The organism is Crenothrix sp. (assembly GCF_043729335.1).
Taxonomy (GTDB): Bacteria; Pseudomonadota; Gammaproteobacteria; order Methylococcales; family Methylomonadaceae; genus Crenothrix.
The window spans coordinates 83,846-99,952 of sequence record NZ_JAYTLQ010000054.1 but is presented as its reverse complement, the minus strand read 5'-3'; the positions used below and the strand labels follow the sequence as shown (position 1 = coordinate 99,952).

Below are 16,107 nucleotides of genomic sequence, written 5' to 3'. Positions count from 1 at the left end.
GTTGACGATTGCGTTTAAGCGGTTTATGTCGGCTTGTGGATGCAATGTATTTAAAATTGCCCACTTCTTTTTTGGGAGTGGGCAAACTTCAGTTTTTATAACTATTTATGCCATCCATAGCTCAAACTATAATAGTAGTCGTCAATCCGTAATTTTACGGGGTTTTCGTAGCATTAATTTAACACAATCAGCTGCCTACATCATTCTTGCAATGCAAATGTACTCGGTAATAATTACCCGAATATACTGAGTAGCGCTAACGTCATACAACTACTGGCTATGCTCGCTACCGCCAAAACCAAAAAAATAATAAATAGTTTACGATGTTTTACAAGCATGGGTTGGCTTCCTTTTTCCGCGATAGTAATCTAGTAATGTAAGCTCATGCTCATAGTATGTAAGTTTTTGTGCCATGTAAACTATAAGTCTGTATTTCTGTAATTTTTACCAAAATAATGCAAATTATTGCCTTGGTCGATCGCATATAATTAACTATGCCCATCCTAAAATAGAGTATTAATAACAAGGTTGATTCAACTAATTACTGTAACGGGTATCATTTGACGACACACAGGCTCGCTAGTTACCGTCTCTTTTGATGTATAGTATCGTTCGTTTCTACTTGGTTTCTCGTCTCGCCCATCATGCAACCCACTTTTATCCATTTACGGCTTCATAGCGAATTTTCGCTTGTTGACGGCATCGTTAAAATTAAACCTTTGGTTAAACGCTTAGCTGAGTTAAACATGCCTGCGGTTGCCATGACTGATCACACTAATCTGTTTGGGCTGGTTAAATTTTACAAAGCTTCTTTAGGGCAAGGCGTTAAACCGATAGCTGGCGCTGATGTGTTAATTTTCAACAGCGAAGATCCGGCTACCCCTTATCGATTAACCTTGTTGGTCAATAATCATCAAGGCTATATCACCTTAACGGAACTGATTTCCAAAGCCTACCAGGAAGGCCAGCATCAAGGCGTACCGATGCTACGGTATGAATGGTTGGAGGAAAATCATGGCGGCTTGATTGCCTTGTCAGGTGCTATGAGCGGCGATATAGGCCGTGCCTTATTGGCTGAAAATATCGATGCCGCCAAGCGCTTGGCAAGTTATTGGCAAAGCCTGTTTAAAGACAGCTTTTACCTTGAGCTACAACGCATCGGCAAGCCTGATGAAGAACGTTATATAACCGCAGCGGTTGAATTGGCGTTAGCGATGGGTCTGCCCGTAGTTGCCACTAACGATGTGCGCTTCATTCACGCCAAAGATTTTGCTGCCCATGAAATACGCGTGTGTATTAACCAGAGCCGTGTGCTGGATGATAACCGCCGGCCGAAAGACTATACCAACCAGCAATACCTGCGCACTAGCGAGGAAATGCAGGCGCTGTTTGCTGATATTCCCGAAGCTTTGGAAAACACCGTAGAAATCGCCAAACGCTGCAATTTAACCTTAACGCTGGGTAAAAACTTTCTGCCTGATTTTCCGGTGCCGCAAGGGATGACGCTCAGTGAATTTATGGCTCAAGCTGCGCTGCAAGGTTTGGAACAGCGTTTAGCGCATTCGCCTGCGGTGGGTAAAGGCACGGATGCGGAAAATCGCCTTGTGTATTACGAGCGCCTGGATTTTGAGTTAAAAATGATTACTCAAATGGGTTTTCCAGGTTATTTTATGATTGTCGCCGATTTTATCCAGTGGGCAAAAAATGAGCTAATTCCGGTAGGGCCGGGGCGTGGTTCCGGTGCGGGTTCACTGGTAGCGTATGCGCTTAAAATTACCGATCTGGATCCGATTGAGTTCGATTTATTGTTTGAGCGGTTTTTAAATCCTGAACGTGTTTCCATGCCCGACTTTGATATTGATTTTTGCATGGATCGGCGCGATGAAGTTATAGACTATGTGGCACGGCATTATGGCCGAGATCATGTTGCGCAAATTATCACTTACGGCTCGATGGCGGCCAAAGCGGTGATCCGTGATGTCGGGCGTGTATTGGGTCATGCTTACGGTTTTGTTGACCGGTTAGCCAAACTGGTGCCGTTTGAAATTGGCATGACGCTAACCAAAGCTTTAAAGGACAGTCCAGATTTAAAACAACTTTACGACAGTGAAGAAGAAGTCAAAGCGCTGATTGATATGTGTTTGATTTTAGAAGGTACGGTCAGAAACGCCGGTAAACACGCGGGTGGTGTGGTGATTTCACCGACCAAACTTACCGATTTTACCCCGCTGTATTGTGAGCAGGGCGGCGGTAATTTGGTCACGCAATTTGATAAAGACGACGTTGAAGCGGTCGGCTTGGTTAAGTTTGACTTTTTAGGGCTGCGTACACTAACGATTATCGATTGGGCGCTGCAAACCATTAACCTTAAAAAACAGCAAACCAACGCTGTTTTAGTCGATATTACCCTGATTCCACGCGATGATGCTGCAACTTATGAGCTATTGAAATATGGCTTAACTACTGCCGTGTTTCAGCTGGAATCGCGCGGCATGAAAGAGTTGATTAAAAAGCTTAAACCCGATTGCTTTGATGACATTATCGCCTTGGTGGCTTTGTTCAGGCCGGGGCCATTGGAATCGGGGATGGTAGATGATTACATTAATGTAAAGCATGGCACCAAGGCGGTCTATGCACACACTTTGCTGGAATCTATTTTAAAACCTACCAACGGTGTTATTTTGTATCAGGAGCAGGTGATGCAGATTGCCCGCGAGCTGGCGAGCTACACGCTGGGTGGTGCGGATATGCTGCGCCGCGCTATGGGAAAGAAAAAGCCGGAGGAAATGGCCAAGGAACGTGAAAAGTTCACTACCGGTGCGGTTGCTAACCAGATTGATGAAAAAATCGCTACCTATGTGTTCGATTTAATGGAAAAATTTGCCGGTTACGGTTTTAATAAATCACACTCGGCTGCGTATGCGCTGGTGGCTTATCAAACTGCGTGGCTAAAAACCCATTATCCGGCAGAATTTATGGCGGCGGTGTTGTCATCCGATATGGATAATACCGATAAGGTGGTGGTGCTGATCGAAGAATGTCGGCAAATGAAGCTGGTGATTTGTCCGCCGCATATTAATGTATCTAATTACCGTTTTACCGTTGATGCTAAAGGCCATATTGTTTATGGCTTGGGCGCGTTAAAAGGCGTGGGGCAAGCGGCTATTGAAGATATGCTCGAAAATCGCACTGCACAAGGTGATTTTACTGGCTTGTATGATTTATGTCAGCGCGTGGATTTACGTAAGTTTAATCGCCGCGTGCTGGAAGCTTTGATTCGTGCCGGTGCGTTTGATGTGTTTGATGATAACCGCGCCGCACATTTGGCAGAATTGCCCATGGCCTTAAAAGTGGCCGAACAGCATGGCAAAATGGCACAAACCGGGCAGGATGATTTGTTCGGTTTAATGTCGGAGTCAGCGGATGCTACCGACAACGCTGCCTACGCCATACCTGTACAGCCGTGGACAGAGAACGAACGGTTGGCGGCGGAAAAGTTAACTTTGGGTTTATTTTTAACCGGTCACCCTATTGAACAGTACTTGCCGGAATTGCAACAGTTTACTCAGGGCAGTATTGCGTCTTTACTGGAAAGCATGGAGCGTTCTAAAGGCAAGATGAATGTGCGCGTGGCGGGTTTGGTAGTGGAAGTACGTACCCGTCAGACTAAAAACGGCAAGACCATGGGCTTTGCCACAATAGATGATAAAACGGGTCGATTGGAAATTGCCGCTTTTGGGCCAATTTATGACAGCTACCGTGATATTTTTGTCCGTGACACTTTGTTAGTGGCCGAAGGCGAATTGGGTGTAGATGACTATTTGGGCACGTTGCGCTTGAGTGCAAACAAGCTCTATAGTATTGATCAAGCGCGGGTTGCTTTTGCACGTCATATTCATTTAACGTGGAATACCTCAGAAAACTCCTTGCCTACCGAGGTGTTTACCGCTAAGTTACGCACCATTTTACAGCCTTGTGCTGGAGGTTCTTGTCCCATTATTCTTAATTACAGTACAGGCACTGAGCAGGCTAATGTGCAATTTAGTGATCAGTGGCGGGTATTTCCTACCGATGCACTGGTTGGGCAGTTGAGGGCTTTGCTGGGAGCAGCAGCGGTACAAATTAAATATCGCTGATGGTGGTTTGATTGATCCGGTTCGTGGTAAATCGATTAAAATGCTGGCTATCCAACACTTAAGGTGGGACAAAGTGTAATGTTACTAGCGTTGGGGTGACGATAGGAACCCCAACATTAAAATGCACTGTATCGTTGGGGTTCGTTACCTCACCCCAACAAGCTGGGTACACTACGAATAAATTCGCGCTTACTCGCTCAGCTATATCTTCACGTTGCTAGCATGAGTTATGGGATTTAATTGAGTATGTTGTATCCGATGTACCTATAATTCCCGCTAAGCCCCACATCTCTTACACTTGTAACATCCCCCCTTTCTCAAATATTTAATCTGCCATTAATGTCTACTTCTGATTTAATCAAACAACTCACCGCCCAATTACCCCAGTGCCTAGGCCAAGATCGGCATGGCTTAAAGCGTCGATTAGACAGTTGCCGCACGGATTATCAAAAAGGCAAACATTCCGATGAAAAACTGAACAGCTTGGTCAGGCAACTGGAAAAATCCCTGGCGGCCAGAAGCAAGCGCCTGGCCAGTATTCCAGTACTGAATTTTCCTGATTTACCAGTGACCGGTAAAAAAGACGACATCGCCAAGCTGATACAAGACAATCAGGTGGTTATTGTGTGCGGGGAAACCGGATCCGGCAAAACCACGCAGTTGCCCAAAATTTGTTTGTCGATTGGCCGTGGTAGTTCCGGTTTTATTGGCCACACCCAGCCACGGCGCATTGCCGCTCGTACAGTCGCCGACCGTATTGCCGAAGAACTGGGCGAAACCATGGGCAAATCGGTCGGTTATAAAATTCGTTTTAATGACCGCACCCATGCCGACTCGTTGATTAAGTTAATGACCGACGGCATTTTGCTGGCCGAGTCGCAAAACGACCCGTACCTCAATCAATACGACACTATTATTATCGATGAAGCCCATGAGCGCAGTTTAAACATCGATTTTCTGTTGGGTTACATGAAATGGCTGTTGCCTAAGCGTCCGGATTTAAAGCTCATCGTCACCTCCGCGACCATTGATACCGAGCGATTTTCCACCCATTTTGACAATGCACCGATTATTGAAGTATCAGGCCGCACCTATTCGGTTGATACCCGCTATCGGCCTATTGAGATCAAAGAGGAAGAGGAAGATGAAACCAGCGATGATTTGCAAAATGCCATTCTTGATGCGGTCGATGAGCTGTACCGGGATTTGCGCGGCGATGTTTTAATCTTTCTCAGTGGCGAGCGCGAAATTCGCGAAACCACCGAATCGCTGAAAAAACACCATCCGAGCAAATATGACATCTTGCCGTTGTATTCCAAGCTCAGCGTCAGCGAACAGGAACGGGTGTTTAATCCCAAAGGTGGCAAGATACGCATCGTGCTGTCCACCAATGTCGCCGAAACCTCGCTCACCGTGCCCGGTATCCGCTGCGTGATCGATACCGGTCATGCCCGTATCAGCCGTTACAGCCACCGCAGTAAAATTCAGCGTTTGCCGATAGAGCGGATATCCCAATCTAGCGCCAATCAACGGGCAGGGCGCTGTGGGCGTGTAGCGGAAGGTATTTGTATACGGCTGTATTCGCATGATGATTATCTGGCCAGACCGGAATTTACCGAACCGGAAATCATGCGCACCAATTTGTCGGCGGTGATTTTGCAGATGGCCGCGCTCAATTTGGGCGATATTGGCGATTTTCCATTTCTGGAGCCGCCCGATGACAAGATGATCCGTGACGGCAAAACCATGCTGGCCGAAGTCAATGCGCTGGATAAGGCCGGTAAGCTCACTGATATTGGTAAGCAACTGGCCAAATTTCCTACCGACCCTAAACTGGCGCGGATGTTACTCGCCGCTGCTGAAGAACATTGCTTAACCGAAGTGGCTATTATTGTTGCAGCCTTAAGCGTGCAAGACCCACGCGAAAAGCCTGCCGATAAAATGCAGCAAGCCGATGCCAAACATCTGGCATTCCGGCATCCTGAGTCCGATTTTTTGACGCTGCTCAATGTCTGGAATACCTTTGAGGAACAAAAAAAGCATCTGTCTAACAGCAAGTTGCGTAAATATTGCACGGAAAATTTTCTGTCTTACATACGGATGCGGGAATGGTTCGACATCCACGCCCAAATTATGCAGGTGGTGAAGGGTGATTTAAAATTTCATCCCAACACCGACCCTGCCAGTTATGAAAAAATCCACCGTGCCTTGTTGACGGGGTTGCTGTCCAACATTGGTTTTAGGCATGACCCGTACGAATATCTGGGCGCAAGGGCGCTGAAGTTTTTTATTTTCCCGGGTTCTGGCTTGCATAAGGTTAAGCCCAAATGGATTATGGCCGCCGAGCAAGTGGAAACCAGTAAAGTGTACGCACGTACCGTCGCACGTGTCGAGCCGGAATGGATAGAAGCTTGTGCGCCGCATTTGGTAAAGCACAACTATTTTGACCCGCACTGGGAAAAGAAAGGCGCACGCTGCATGGTATCTGCGCGTACTTTGTTATATGGGCTGACCTTGCAGGCCGGGCGCAAGATTCCTTACGACCACGTTGATGCCAAAGCTGCACGGGAGATTTTTATCCGTTCTGCGCTGGTGGATCATGATTACCACAGCAACGCCCCCTTTTATAGCGCTAACCAGAAGTTACTGGAAGAAGTTGGTATTATCCAGCACAAAGGCCGGCGTGTGGATTTGGTAGAGGATGAGCAATGGTTGTATCAATTTTATGACAGCAAATTGCCTGCGGAAGTTTTCAGTGGCGTTAACCTGGATACCTGGCGTAAAACCGCCGAACGGGCTAACCCAAAAATCCTGTTTTTAACCAAGGAAGATTTAACCCGCGAACAGGAAGATGTCATTAACGAATGGGATTACCCTGACAGCAAAAAAGTCGGTAATCTGACGTTTACCCTGCAATACCGTTTTGAACCCGGCCATAATGAAGATGGAGTGACTGCGTTGATTCCCGTGCATCAGCTCAATCAAATTTCGCAAGCGCCGTTTGATTGGTTGGTGCCAGGGTTACTGGAAGAAAAATGTATTGCCTTAATTAAAGCACTGCCTAAACAAATCCGCAAAAATTTTGTGCCCGTGCCAGAAACCGTTAAACACTGTTTGGAGATTGAGCCGGATTTTAAAGGTGCAATGCAGGAATGGTTAGGTAATCGGCTGCGCAAGTTAACCGGTGAAGCCATTCCAATCAATGCCTGGGCGATGGACGCTGTGGCTGAGCATTTGAAAATGAATTTCCGGGTGATTGATGATCAGGACAAACTACTGGATTACGGCCGGGATTTAAAAAAATTTCAAGCCAAATATGCCATTGAAGCAGGCGATAGTTTTGATCAGATCGCCTCGGACGAATTGCAATACACCGGCTTTATACAATGGGGTTTTGATGATTTGCCGGAGACCTATGAATTTATTCAGAAAGGTCAGCGTTTTATTGGCTTTCCGGCCATTATTGATGAAGGTGACGCGGTGGGCGTGCGTATTTTTGACACCCAGAAAAAAGCGGCACATCAACATCAAATAGGACTCATGCGGCTGTTTCAGTTGCAGTTACGCAAAGAATGCACTTATGTATTGAAGAATGTACCGCAATCAGCGGCGGTGGAATTGATTTACCATCGTTTGCCGAAACATCCGATTATTCAGGACAATGCTGACGTATCTTATAAGAACGATCTGTTGTATCTGATTTTGCACAGTGTCTTTATTGAAGGTAAAACTATCCGTACCCAGCAGGAGTTTGAGCGCAGTTTGCAGGAAAATAAAGCTCACTTTGTTGGCATTGCCAATGAGGTGGGTAAAGTAGCGCTGGAAATAATGCAGTGTTATGGAACTATTAAAACCCAACTGCAATCATTTAATAGTAACGATCCACTGGCAAAAGATACTGCCGAGCAGTTAAGTCTTCTGGTCTATGGCGGTTTTATCCACAATACGCCTTATCAGCAACTTAAAGCTATGCCGCGTTATTTAAAGGCCATTCAGTACCGATTGGACAAGCGCATTAACGATCCGCAAAAAGTGCAGGAGATTAATCGTTACGCCATACGTTATTGGAAAGATGTTGAGAAAAGAATGAAGAAGGAGCGCGTCATTCCTGAGCAGGAGTTTTTTCGCTGGGCATTGGAAGAGCTTAGAGTTTCGCTGTTTGCTCAGCAACTTAAAACAGCGTATCCCATTTCTGCCAAACGTTTGGATAAGGCTTGGGATGAACAATGACCGCTAGTTTACAGATGGGGGTTTGTCAAGGATTATGCACAAATAAAAATTTGCCGCGTAAATTGCTTACATTAACGTAAGAAATATCCTATGGAAATGTTAAGTTGTTGATTGTCAATAAATTTGTAAAACTGTATTATTTATGTGCAATGTAATAAAACTGTAATAAAAACGGGTGTTAAGCGCTGTAAAAAACAAGTTATGCACAGAGTTATCCACACAAATTGTGGGTAACTTTGTGCAGAAGCTTAAAACAGTCGCCTTGACAGCTTGCGTGCATGTGGTGGAGAATCAATTCTATTAGTCTAACTATTGGGCTATCCCTTATTATTGTTTTATCAAGGAAAATTTATGGTGATTTCGTTCGATTTTTGGCGCGGCTTTAAGCGCAGTTATGGCGTTTATGCGCTATTGATATTAACGCTAACGACGCTAGGTAGTTTGAGTGTGGCTAATGATGCCATTGCTGCTGTAAAACCTAAACAAGTTGTTTTGCTGTTACATGGCATGAATTCCAATGGCTCAACATGGAATAAGCTGGTTGATAATAGCGCTGGGTTTGATGGGCAATGTACCAATGTTCGGGATCCTAAGTTTCCGACCATCGTTATAAAACCCAATAGTGAAGGCGTTTATTGCATGCGTTTTAATTTTGGCGCTTATGATCGGCTAAGCACAGCCCCTAAAGGCCTGGATAAAAAAATCTGTTCGGAAGCGGGAGGATGTTCCGGTGACTATTCAACGTATGACACATTAGGCAAAGAAATTGAAGGCGTGATTCGCCGCATAAGAACCCGGTTAGGCACAACGGCGCAAATTGTGTTTTTGGGGCATAGTCGCGGCGGTATTGCGGCCAGAGCCTTTTTGCAAAGCAGCACGAGTGCGCTTAAAGTTAACGTGGTGGGTCTTATTACTACCGGAACGCCTCATGCGGGTTCGCCATTAGGTCGCTATTACACCTATATGGCCAAGAAATGCTTACCGGAATCAGATCATGATGGTCTGTTTGATACCAGCGACTGCGCAGATGATTGGCGTTTTATTAACTCTTTTGCAATTAAAGATATCGGAGGCCTGGATTTAAAAGCCCCTACCATTAGCTTTTTATCGGAAATATCACCGGTTCTTAACGTCCTGAATGCTAAGGTTACTGCGTTACCCAAAATTAAGTTTTCGCAATTGTCTTATGACCGTATTAAGTTTGGCTGTTTAGGTGGCGATCCTATTGATGAAGAAAGTGGCTGTGGCTACGATATATTTGGTAGTCGTATAAGAGGTAAACCTTCTGGCGACGGCTTAAATGCAGTGTTAAATGGACGTGCTCGCGATCTTTTAAGAGGCGATGGCATTGTGCCGGTTAATAGCCAAAAAATGAGCTTGTTGAAAGGCTGGAATAATGCAGTGGTGCCTTATGCAAGAGCAAATCGTGTTCATATTGCTGAAACAGAGCAAACACTCGATTTGGCGATAGCATTGAGAAATATGTACAAGCGATTAGGCTGGTAATTAAAATAATCTGGCAATAATCCTGATAAGCTATTTTTTCTGACACTGGCTTTAAAGCTTTTGATGAGGGGTGATAACACTGTGATAAATCCAAAATACCTCACCGGTTTGATTGTAACGTTGTTGATAGGTGCTGTGGGCGTCTTCGTCGCTAACCGTTGGGGTTTGCCTGCATTGCAAAACGCAACCAGCGATGTTAATCATAGTGTTGTAAAGTCACCCGTTAAGGCCAAGCAGGTTGTGCCGGAAGAGTTTATCGAATCTGACAGCCAAGTTGCAGACCAGGCTGCTAGTTTTGCTAACTTGACCACGCAAGCTATATGGCAAAACCTGTTAGCGGGCTTTCAGCGGGGTGAAAAAACACAGATAGGCCTAGAAAATGCTTTGATTATGCGTTTGCATAAAGAGCCGGGCAGTGCTATTTATGAGGATTTGTTGTCCCGTTTTAGACAAGGCATACTCGATACCACGGCGCAGCAAGTGTTGGTAAGCATACTCGGTGAAGTGGGTAACTATAAAGCTGCCGAGATATTAATGCGCTTAGTGAGCGAAGGCTTACTGCAAGAGCCGGATGTTAAATTATCGGCGTTTCATGCCATCAGTAAATTTGCGCCGGAATCCTGGCGCGAACATCCTAATACCGAGTTAGCGCCTGTATTTGAAGCGGCTTGGAAAATCCAGGATACTGAGTTTTTATCGGCTATTGCTAATGTTATGGCCAGTATAGGTACGCCGACAACGCTGGATATGTTCGTTCAAACTTTAACTGAGAATAACGATCCTGAGCGCGTGGAAATTGTTAAGCAAGCCATGACAAATTTGGTTAATCCGGCATTGATTCCAAAGTTGAATGACTTGTTGCAAAACTCTGCCCAAGAAGATATGCAGTTGGCCGGTGGTGAAGCCTTGGCCAGCATGGGAGAAATCGAGGCTGCTAAGGCGATTTTTAAATGGTCAACTCAAGCGGATGCCGGACGCGTTGATCTGGTTAAAGACTTGTATGAAAAAGCCATGAATACAACCCCTGACTTTATTGATTATTTGGATAAGACTTTGCCCGCGCAGCATTTTGTGTCCGACGAGATTAAGCAGGGTGTTAATGAGTCAGTCGCCACTGTTAAAAATGGTGTTGAATAAATTGCTGCTGATAATGCTGTAGCGAAACTTAAGGTTTTGCAAAAATGACGTTCATTTAAGTAGATATAAAGCTTTATGTGTTAAATTTTTTATCAGAACTGTGGCCGCGCAGATCTTCGTGCTATTTCAAAACTGTAAATAAACAGTAGTTAAAATAGAGCGCATTATGATTGCGATCTTTAATTTTAAAAGTCCGCCTACTGAATAATTACAAAAAGTTATGTTGTTTCTGTTCGGGTCAGGTTTAAAAGATACTAAAAATCAGTTTGTTGGGGCTAACTATTTAATTAGCGACACCAGATGCCATCAGTTATTGGTGTTCATTTATTGATGATAAGGCAATGAAAAATTCAAAAGCAAAAGACACTTTTTCGGTGCTTATACCGGATGGGGAAAGCTGGCTGAGCTATTCAGTACAAAGTTGTTTGGCGCAAATACCGGGTGTTGAAGTGATTGTACTTTCAAACAACAACTTAGATCCCATGCGATTTTCCAGAAATACCGGACAATTTTATAGTTATGTTCAAAATGAAGATGAAGATGACGATGAGGCAAAACTAGCCGCTATATACGAGACGTTAGACAGGGCAAAGGTGGATGTCGTGTTGCCGATTGATACGCAAACCATGCGTTTATTGTCAACACATCAAACAGCTTTACAGGCGCTAACGGCTCTTGCGCCAATTCCTGATGTTGAAGCCATTGATATTGCATCAAATAAATGGCTATTAGCGAAATGGTTGCAAAAACATCACGTGCCTTGTCCTGAAACCATTTTGTATCGCGCTAACAAAAAGTTTGAACAAGCATTGCAAGCGTTAACTTTTCCGATTTTATTAAAACCTACTGAACAAGTTGAAGATTTAGGCAGTGGCGGACGAGGAATACATATTTTTGAACAGCCGTCGGAAGTGCTTGAATTTTGTAAAGATAATGCAACAGTTGATTACGTGGTGCAATCGTTTATCAATGGCTACGATATAGATTGCAGTGTTTTGTGTCGAGACGGAAAAATTGAAGCTTACACGATCCAAAAAGGTTTTATGGATGGACAGGGACAATTTTCTCCCCCGGCAGGCATTGATCTGTTTCACGATGATAATGCTTATGAGGTCGTTAAAACCCTGGTGGCAAAAATGAATTGGACAGGGATTGCACATTTTGATTTGCGCTACGATGAGCACGATCAACAGGTAAAAGTAATCGAAATAAATGCCCGTTTTTGGGGAAGTTTATTGGGTTCTTTTTACGCGGGTGTTAATTTTCCTCATTTAACCTGTCTTGCCGGTTTGGAGCGCGTTATGCCAAAAACCAAGTTTCAACCTTTGCGTTATGTAAATGGACGTGCGGCGGCAAAGATATGGTATCAGCAGTGTATAGGAAAAAAATCAGCAGAGGTGTATTTTGATAATTCGGCTCTCGATTTTATGATAAAAGATCCACTGCCAAAGGTGGTTTCTTATTATTCTAAAACACTGAGTAAGGCCGCGTCCTTATTAAATATCAGCAACACATATACATTGCAGCATTATTTAAAAAATAAAAGCTAATCAGCTTAACTATTTACACCTTATTTTTAATCTCTATAGCGTAGACTGCTTAGAAGATGTCCCATACGTTGTAAAAGTCTCCTTTACTTTACACTCCCCGTCTATTACATTACGGCAATTCTTTTGTTGGGCGTGGCATGCTTTAATGCCCCTTTCTTTAGCCGCTAACTTTCTGAAAGCACACTTACTGTTAGGTAGCGCAAGCTAATTCTGAAATTTTTAGATAAACTTGTGATAATTTCTTAATTAATTTTGTGAGGAAAATAGATTGTCGGGTGTACTTGTTTCAGCCGCCCTTTTTCAAGGGAAAAGTGAATGCTTACTGTGTGGTAAGTTTTTAAGGGCCAAAGCGAAAAGTAGCCAATATAATAATTTTAAAAATAAAGCGGGATGCACTGTTTTAACGCATTAAAAACTTGCTTCACATCATTTAATCAAGTTAATGCGTTATGACTAACGCCGGTATTTCTGGCTGTTTAGTGGTAATTAAAAAGAATGAAAAATTCAAAAAAGAAAATTTTTTCGGTGCTGATACCGGATGGGGAAAGCTGGTTAGCTTATTCAGTTCAAAGCTGTTTAGCCCAAGTTCCTGGCATTGAACTGAACGTGCTTTCCAGTAATGCAAAAGATCCCATGCGTTTTTCGCGATATACCCGCCAGTTTTTAAGTTATTCCTGTAAAGGCAATGATGACGAGACCAAGTTGACTGCGATTTATGATGCAGTAAAAAAAACCCAAGCCGATATTGTATTGCCCGTGGATACCCAGACTATTCGTTTGCTATCGGCACATAGTGCATCTTTGCAAAGCATTACTGCACTTGCACTAGTGCCCACGGTTGAAGCTATTGATATTGCCGCTAATAAATGGCTATTGGCTGAATGGTTGAAAAAGCATCAGATTGCTTGCCCAGTAACGATTTTATATCGGCCCGGGCCAGCATTTGAGCAAGAGCTTTCTACGCTTAATTTTCCTGTTTTGTTAAAACCGACGCAACAAATAGGTGATCTTGGTATTGGTGGCAGAGGCATAAAGATTTTTGATACTCCATCCGAGCTACTGGAGTTTTGCAATGAAAACATAATGATAGAATATATAGTGCAAGCCTTTATTAAGGGCTATGACATGTGTTGCAGTGTTTTATGTCGCGAAGGAAAAATAGAAGCCTATACGATTCAAAAAGGTTTTATGGCTAGCCATGTGCGCTTTAAGCCTGATGTAGGTACTGATTTTATTGATAATGCTGATGCTTATGATGTTATAAAAAGCCTAGTCGCTAAAATGAACTGGACCGGTGTCGCAAATTTTGACTTGCGTTACGACGAAGAAGATCAGCAGGTAAAAGTGCTGGAAATAAATCCACGGTTTTGGGGAAGCTTGTTGGGTTCTTTTTGTGCGGGTGTTAACTTTCCTTATTTAAGCTGTCTGGCGGGTTTGGGGCAGACTATTCCAAAAACCGATTTCAAACCTATACGGTATGTGACTGGCGAGGCAGCGGCGGCTATTTTATATCAGCGGTTTATCGGTCATAAAACAAAAGCTATGTATTATGATAATTCGGCATTGAATTTTATAGCTAAAGACCCGATGCCGAAGCTGGTTGAATCTGGTTTTAAGGGCTACGCTAAATTAATGTCAAAACTTAATTTTAGCGCTTAATAAATTGCTTGGCACTTTCCCATAAGCCGGTAGGGACACCGCTTAAAAGCAGTTGTACATAACGTTGCTGTTGGTAATGGCCATTTAAAGGAATTCTGGGTAGCGCGAACAGATGGTTGTTGTGGTCTGCACGAATGACTTGCTTGCGGGTTGTAGTCGCGGTTTTAAATCCCAGGTCTTCAATAATTTTAAACTCCCGCGTATCGGCGGATGATCCGTCGCCGTAAGGATAGCAAAAATGGTCAGCATCAATTTGTAGGTGTTGGCTGAGTTTATCGCGGCACACAGTCACTTCATTTTTTACGTCTTCAACGGGCAGTTTAGCCAGAGCTAAATGGTTTGCCGTGTGTGTACCAATAGTCGCTAACGGATTTTGTGAAATCTCTTTAAGCATGTCCCACGACATTGCACAATTCAAGCACAACTCTTCAACGGATAATCGATATTTTGTCGCTAAAGCCAATATAACAGTGTGCTGCTGCTTAAGTGGCATGTTGCGTAGATACCAGTAGAGCTTGTCAAAAACAATTTTCTTTTGCGACAAAGATTTGCTTTCAAAACACTCGTTCCTACCGTTCATTTCCAGATCAATCTGATTTTCTTGAAGAATGATCTTTTCTAAACAGCGCCACCAAAGTATGGCTGTTCCTTCGGTAATGCCGGTGGTGACGTAGATGGTGAAAGGGATATTATATTTTTTAAAGATAGGAAAGGCATATTGATAGTTGTCAATGTAGCCATCATCTAGCGTAAAGCAAATAAAGCGCCGGCTAAATTGTTGGTTAATCAATCGTTGGCGCATTTCATCAAGCGAAACAATATCGTAGCCTAGAGCAATGACCTGCTGTATGGTTTGCTCTAAAAATTCAGGGGTAATTTCTAACAGTCGATTAATGTTAAAAGGGCTGGAATTCTCGGCCTTTACAACATGGTGCAAAGTGAGGATAACACCGACTCCTTTATATTTGTCCTCTAAGAGGCGATAGGCATTAGTGTAATACAGTCCATCCAATAAGGTACGGGCTATTAAAGTTTTTGCGCTCATGAGATTGTTACCTCTGGCTGGAATTTATAGCAATTAGGGTGGCTTCGCTACCGAACAGAAAAAGCTAACTTGTAAGTATTCACCTCCCCTTTGAAAAAGGGGGGATCGAGGGCTATTTAAAAATCTCCCCTAACCCCTCTTTTTCAAAGAGGGGGGCTGAATGATTACGCTAACTTTACTGGGAAGCAAGTTGTATACCAGTCATTTTATAGTTGGCTATTAAAATTAGAAAGGTAATATTTCACATTTATGATGAGTATAGCTTACTGGTGCGGTATTATTTTTACGTATTGTGCTAGTGTCTATAAAGTTTACACTGGAGTACTAGGTATTTGGATTTGTAGGGTACTTAGAAAAAAGGATTTCATGCGTGTCACGCGAGGGGCTGGAATGTTAAGGGCTAGATAAATGCAATGGTTAAGAAGTTTAAGCCATGTACGCGGCCATAGGTGTCAGGTTAACAGACACTATTTTTAATGATTAGGCGAATGCTTTAAGCACTTAATAGCATAGGAAAAAGCTTACAAGTGCAGATGCTTGCCTCTCAATGGGTGGTGTGGTGGTTTATAAGGTTGGTTTGATTAATTATTTTACAACTATTATGCTAAGCTGGCATAAAACAGTGCTTTTTTACCTTGATGTAGAAGGCTTTTTAGAATAATAATGTAAAAAATACGTGATTTTTTTTAATTATGTCTTATAAGAAATTTAGCTGTTTTTTACATCGCTATCGGTAAACGCGTTACAGGCTTATTTTTTATAATGTTGATTTACTTTACATTCATTTAAACGGCGGCTCATCTATTTATTAGGAAACCTACCGATGCCACTAAAAAAAATCTTA

Annotated in this window: 7 protein-coding genes; 6 read left to right on the top strand and 1 reads right to left on the bottom strand. The window is 43.3% G+C overall.

What is annotated here, in order from left to right; all coding sequences use genetic code 11:
* The first annotated feature begins 644 nt into the window (after positions 1-644).
* The 6 genes from dnaE (at position 645) to ACHZC4_RS12210 (ending at position 14,218) form a co-directional block, all read left to right on the top strand.
* Positions 645-4,136, top strand: coding sequence for a DNA polymerase III subunit alpha (dnaE, locus tag ACHZC4_RS12235; protein ID WP_394754142.1), 3,492 nt, complete (start codon positions 645-647; stop codon positions 4,134-4,136).
* Positions 4,137-4,475: 339 nt separating this feature from the next.
* Complete coding sequence (gene hrpA, locus ACHZC4_RS12230; RefSeq protein WP_394754141.1) at positions 4,476-8,366, top strand: ATP-dependent RNA helicase HrpA; 3,891 nt, start codon at positions 4,476-4,478, stop codon at positions 8,364-8,366.
* A 351-nt stretch (positions 8,367-8,717) separates the two neighbouring features.
* On the top strand, positions 8,718-9,872 hold the full coding sequence (locus ACHZC4_RS12225) for an esterase/lipase family protein (protein ID WP_394754140.1): 1,155 nt from the start codon (positions 8,718-8,720) through the stop codon (positions 9,870-9,872).
* A gap of 81 nt (positions 9,873-9,953) precedes the next feature.
* Positions 9,954-11,009 (top strand): hypothetical protein, encoded by a 1,056-nt coding sequence (locus ACHZC4_RS12220; RefSeq protein WP_394754139.1) that lies wholly within the window; start codon positions 9,954-9,956, stop codon positions 11,007-11,009.
* 341 nt (positions 11,010-11,350) lie between these two features.
* Complete coding sequence (locus ACHZC4_RS12215; RefSeq protein ID WP_394754138.1) at positions 11,351-12,559, top strand: ATP-grasp domain-containing protein; 1,209 nt, start codon at positions 11,351-11,353, stop codon at positions 12,557-12,559.
* Positions 12,560-13,054: 495 nt separating this feature from the next.
* On the top strand, positions 13,055-14,218 hold the full coding sequence (locus ACHZC4_RS12210; RefSeq protein ID WP_394754137.1) for an ATP-grasp domain-containing protein: 1,164 nt from the start codon (positions 13,055-13,057) through the stop codon (positions 14,216-14,218).
* Here ACHZC4_RS12210 and ACHZC4_RS12205 read toward each other — a convergent pair.
* Positions 14,208-15,263, bottom strand: coding sequence for a polysaccharide deacetylase family protein (locus tag ACHZC4_RS12205; protein WP_394754136.1), 1,056 nt, complete (start codon positions 15,261-15,263; stop codon positions 14,208-14,210). The two genes, ACHZC4_RS12210 and ACHZC4_RS12205, sit on opposite strands and share 11 nt — an antisense overlap.
* Positions 15,264-16,107 lie beyond the last annotated feature (844 nt).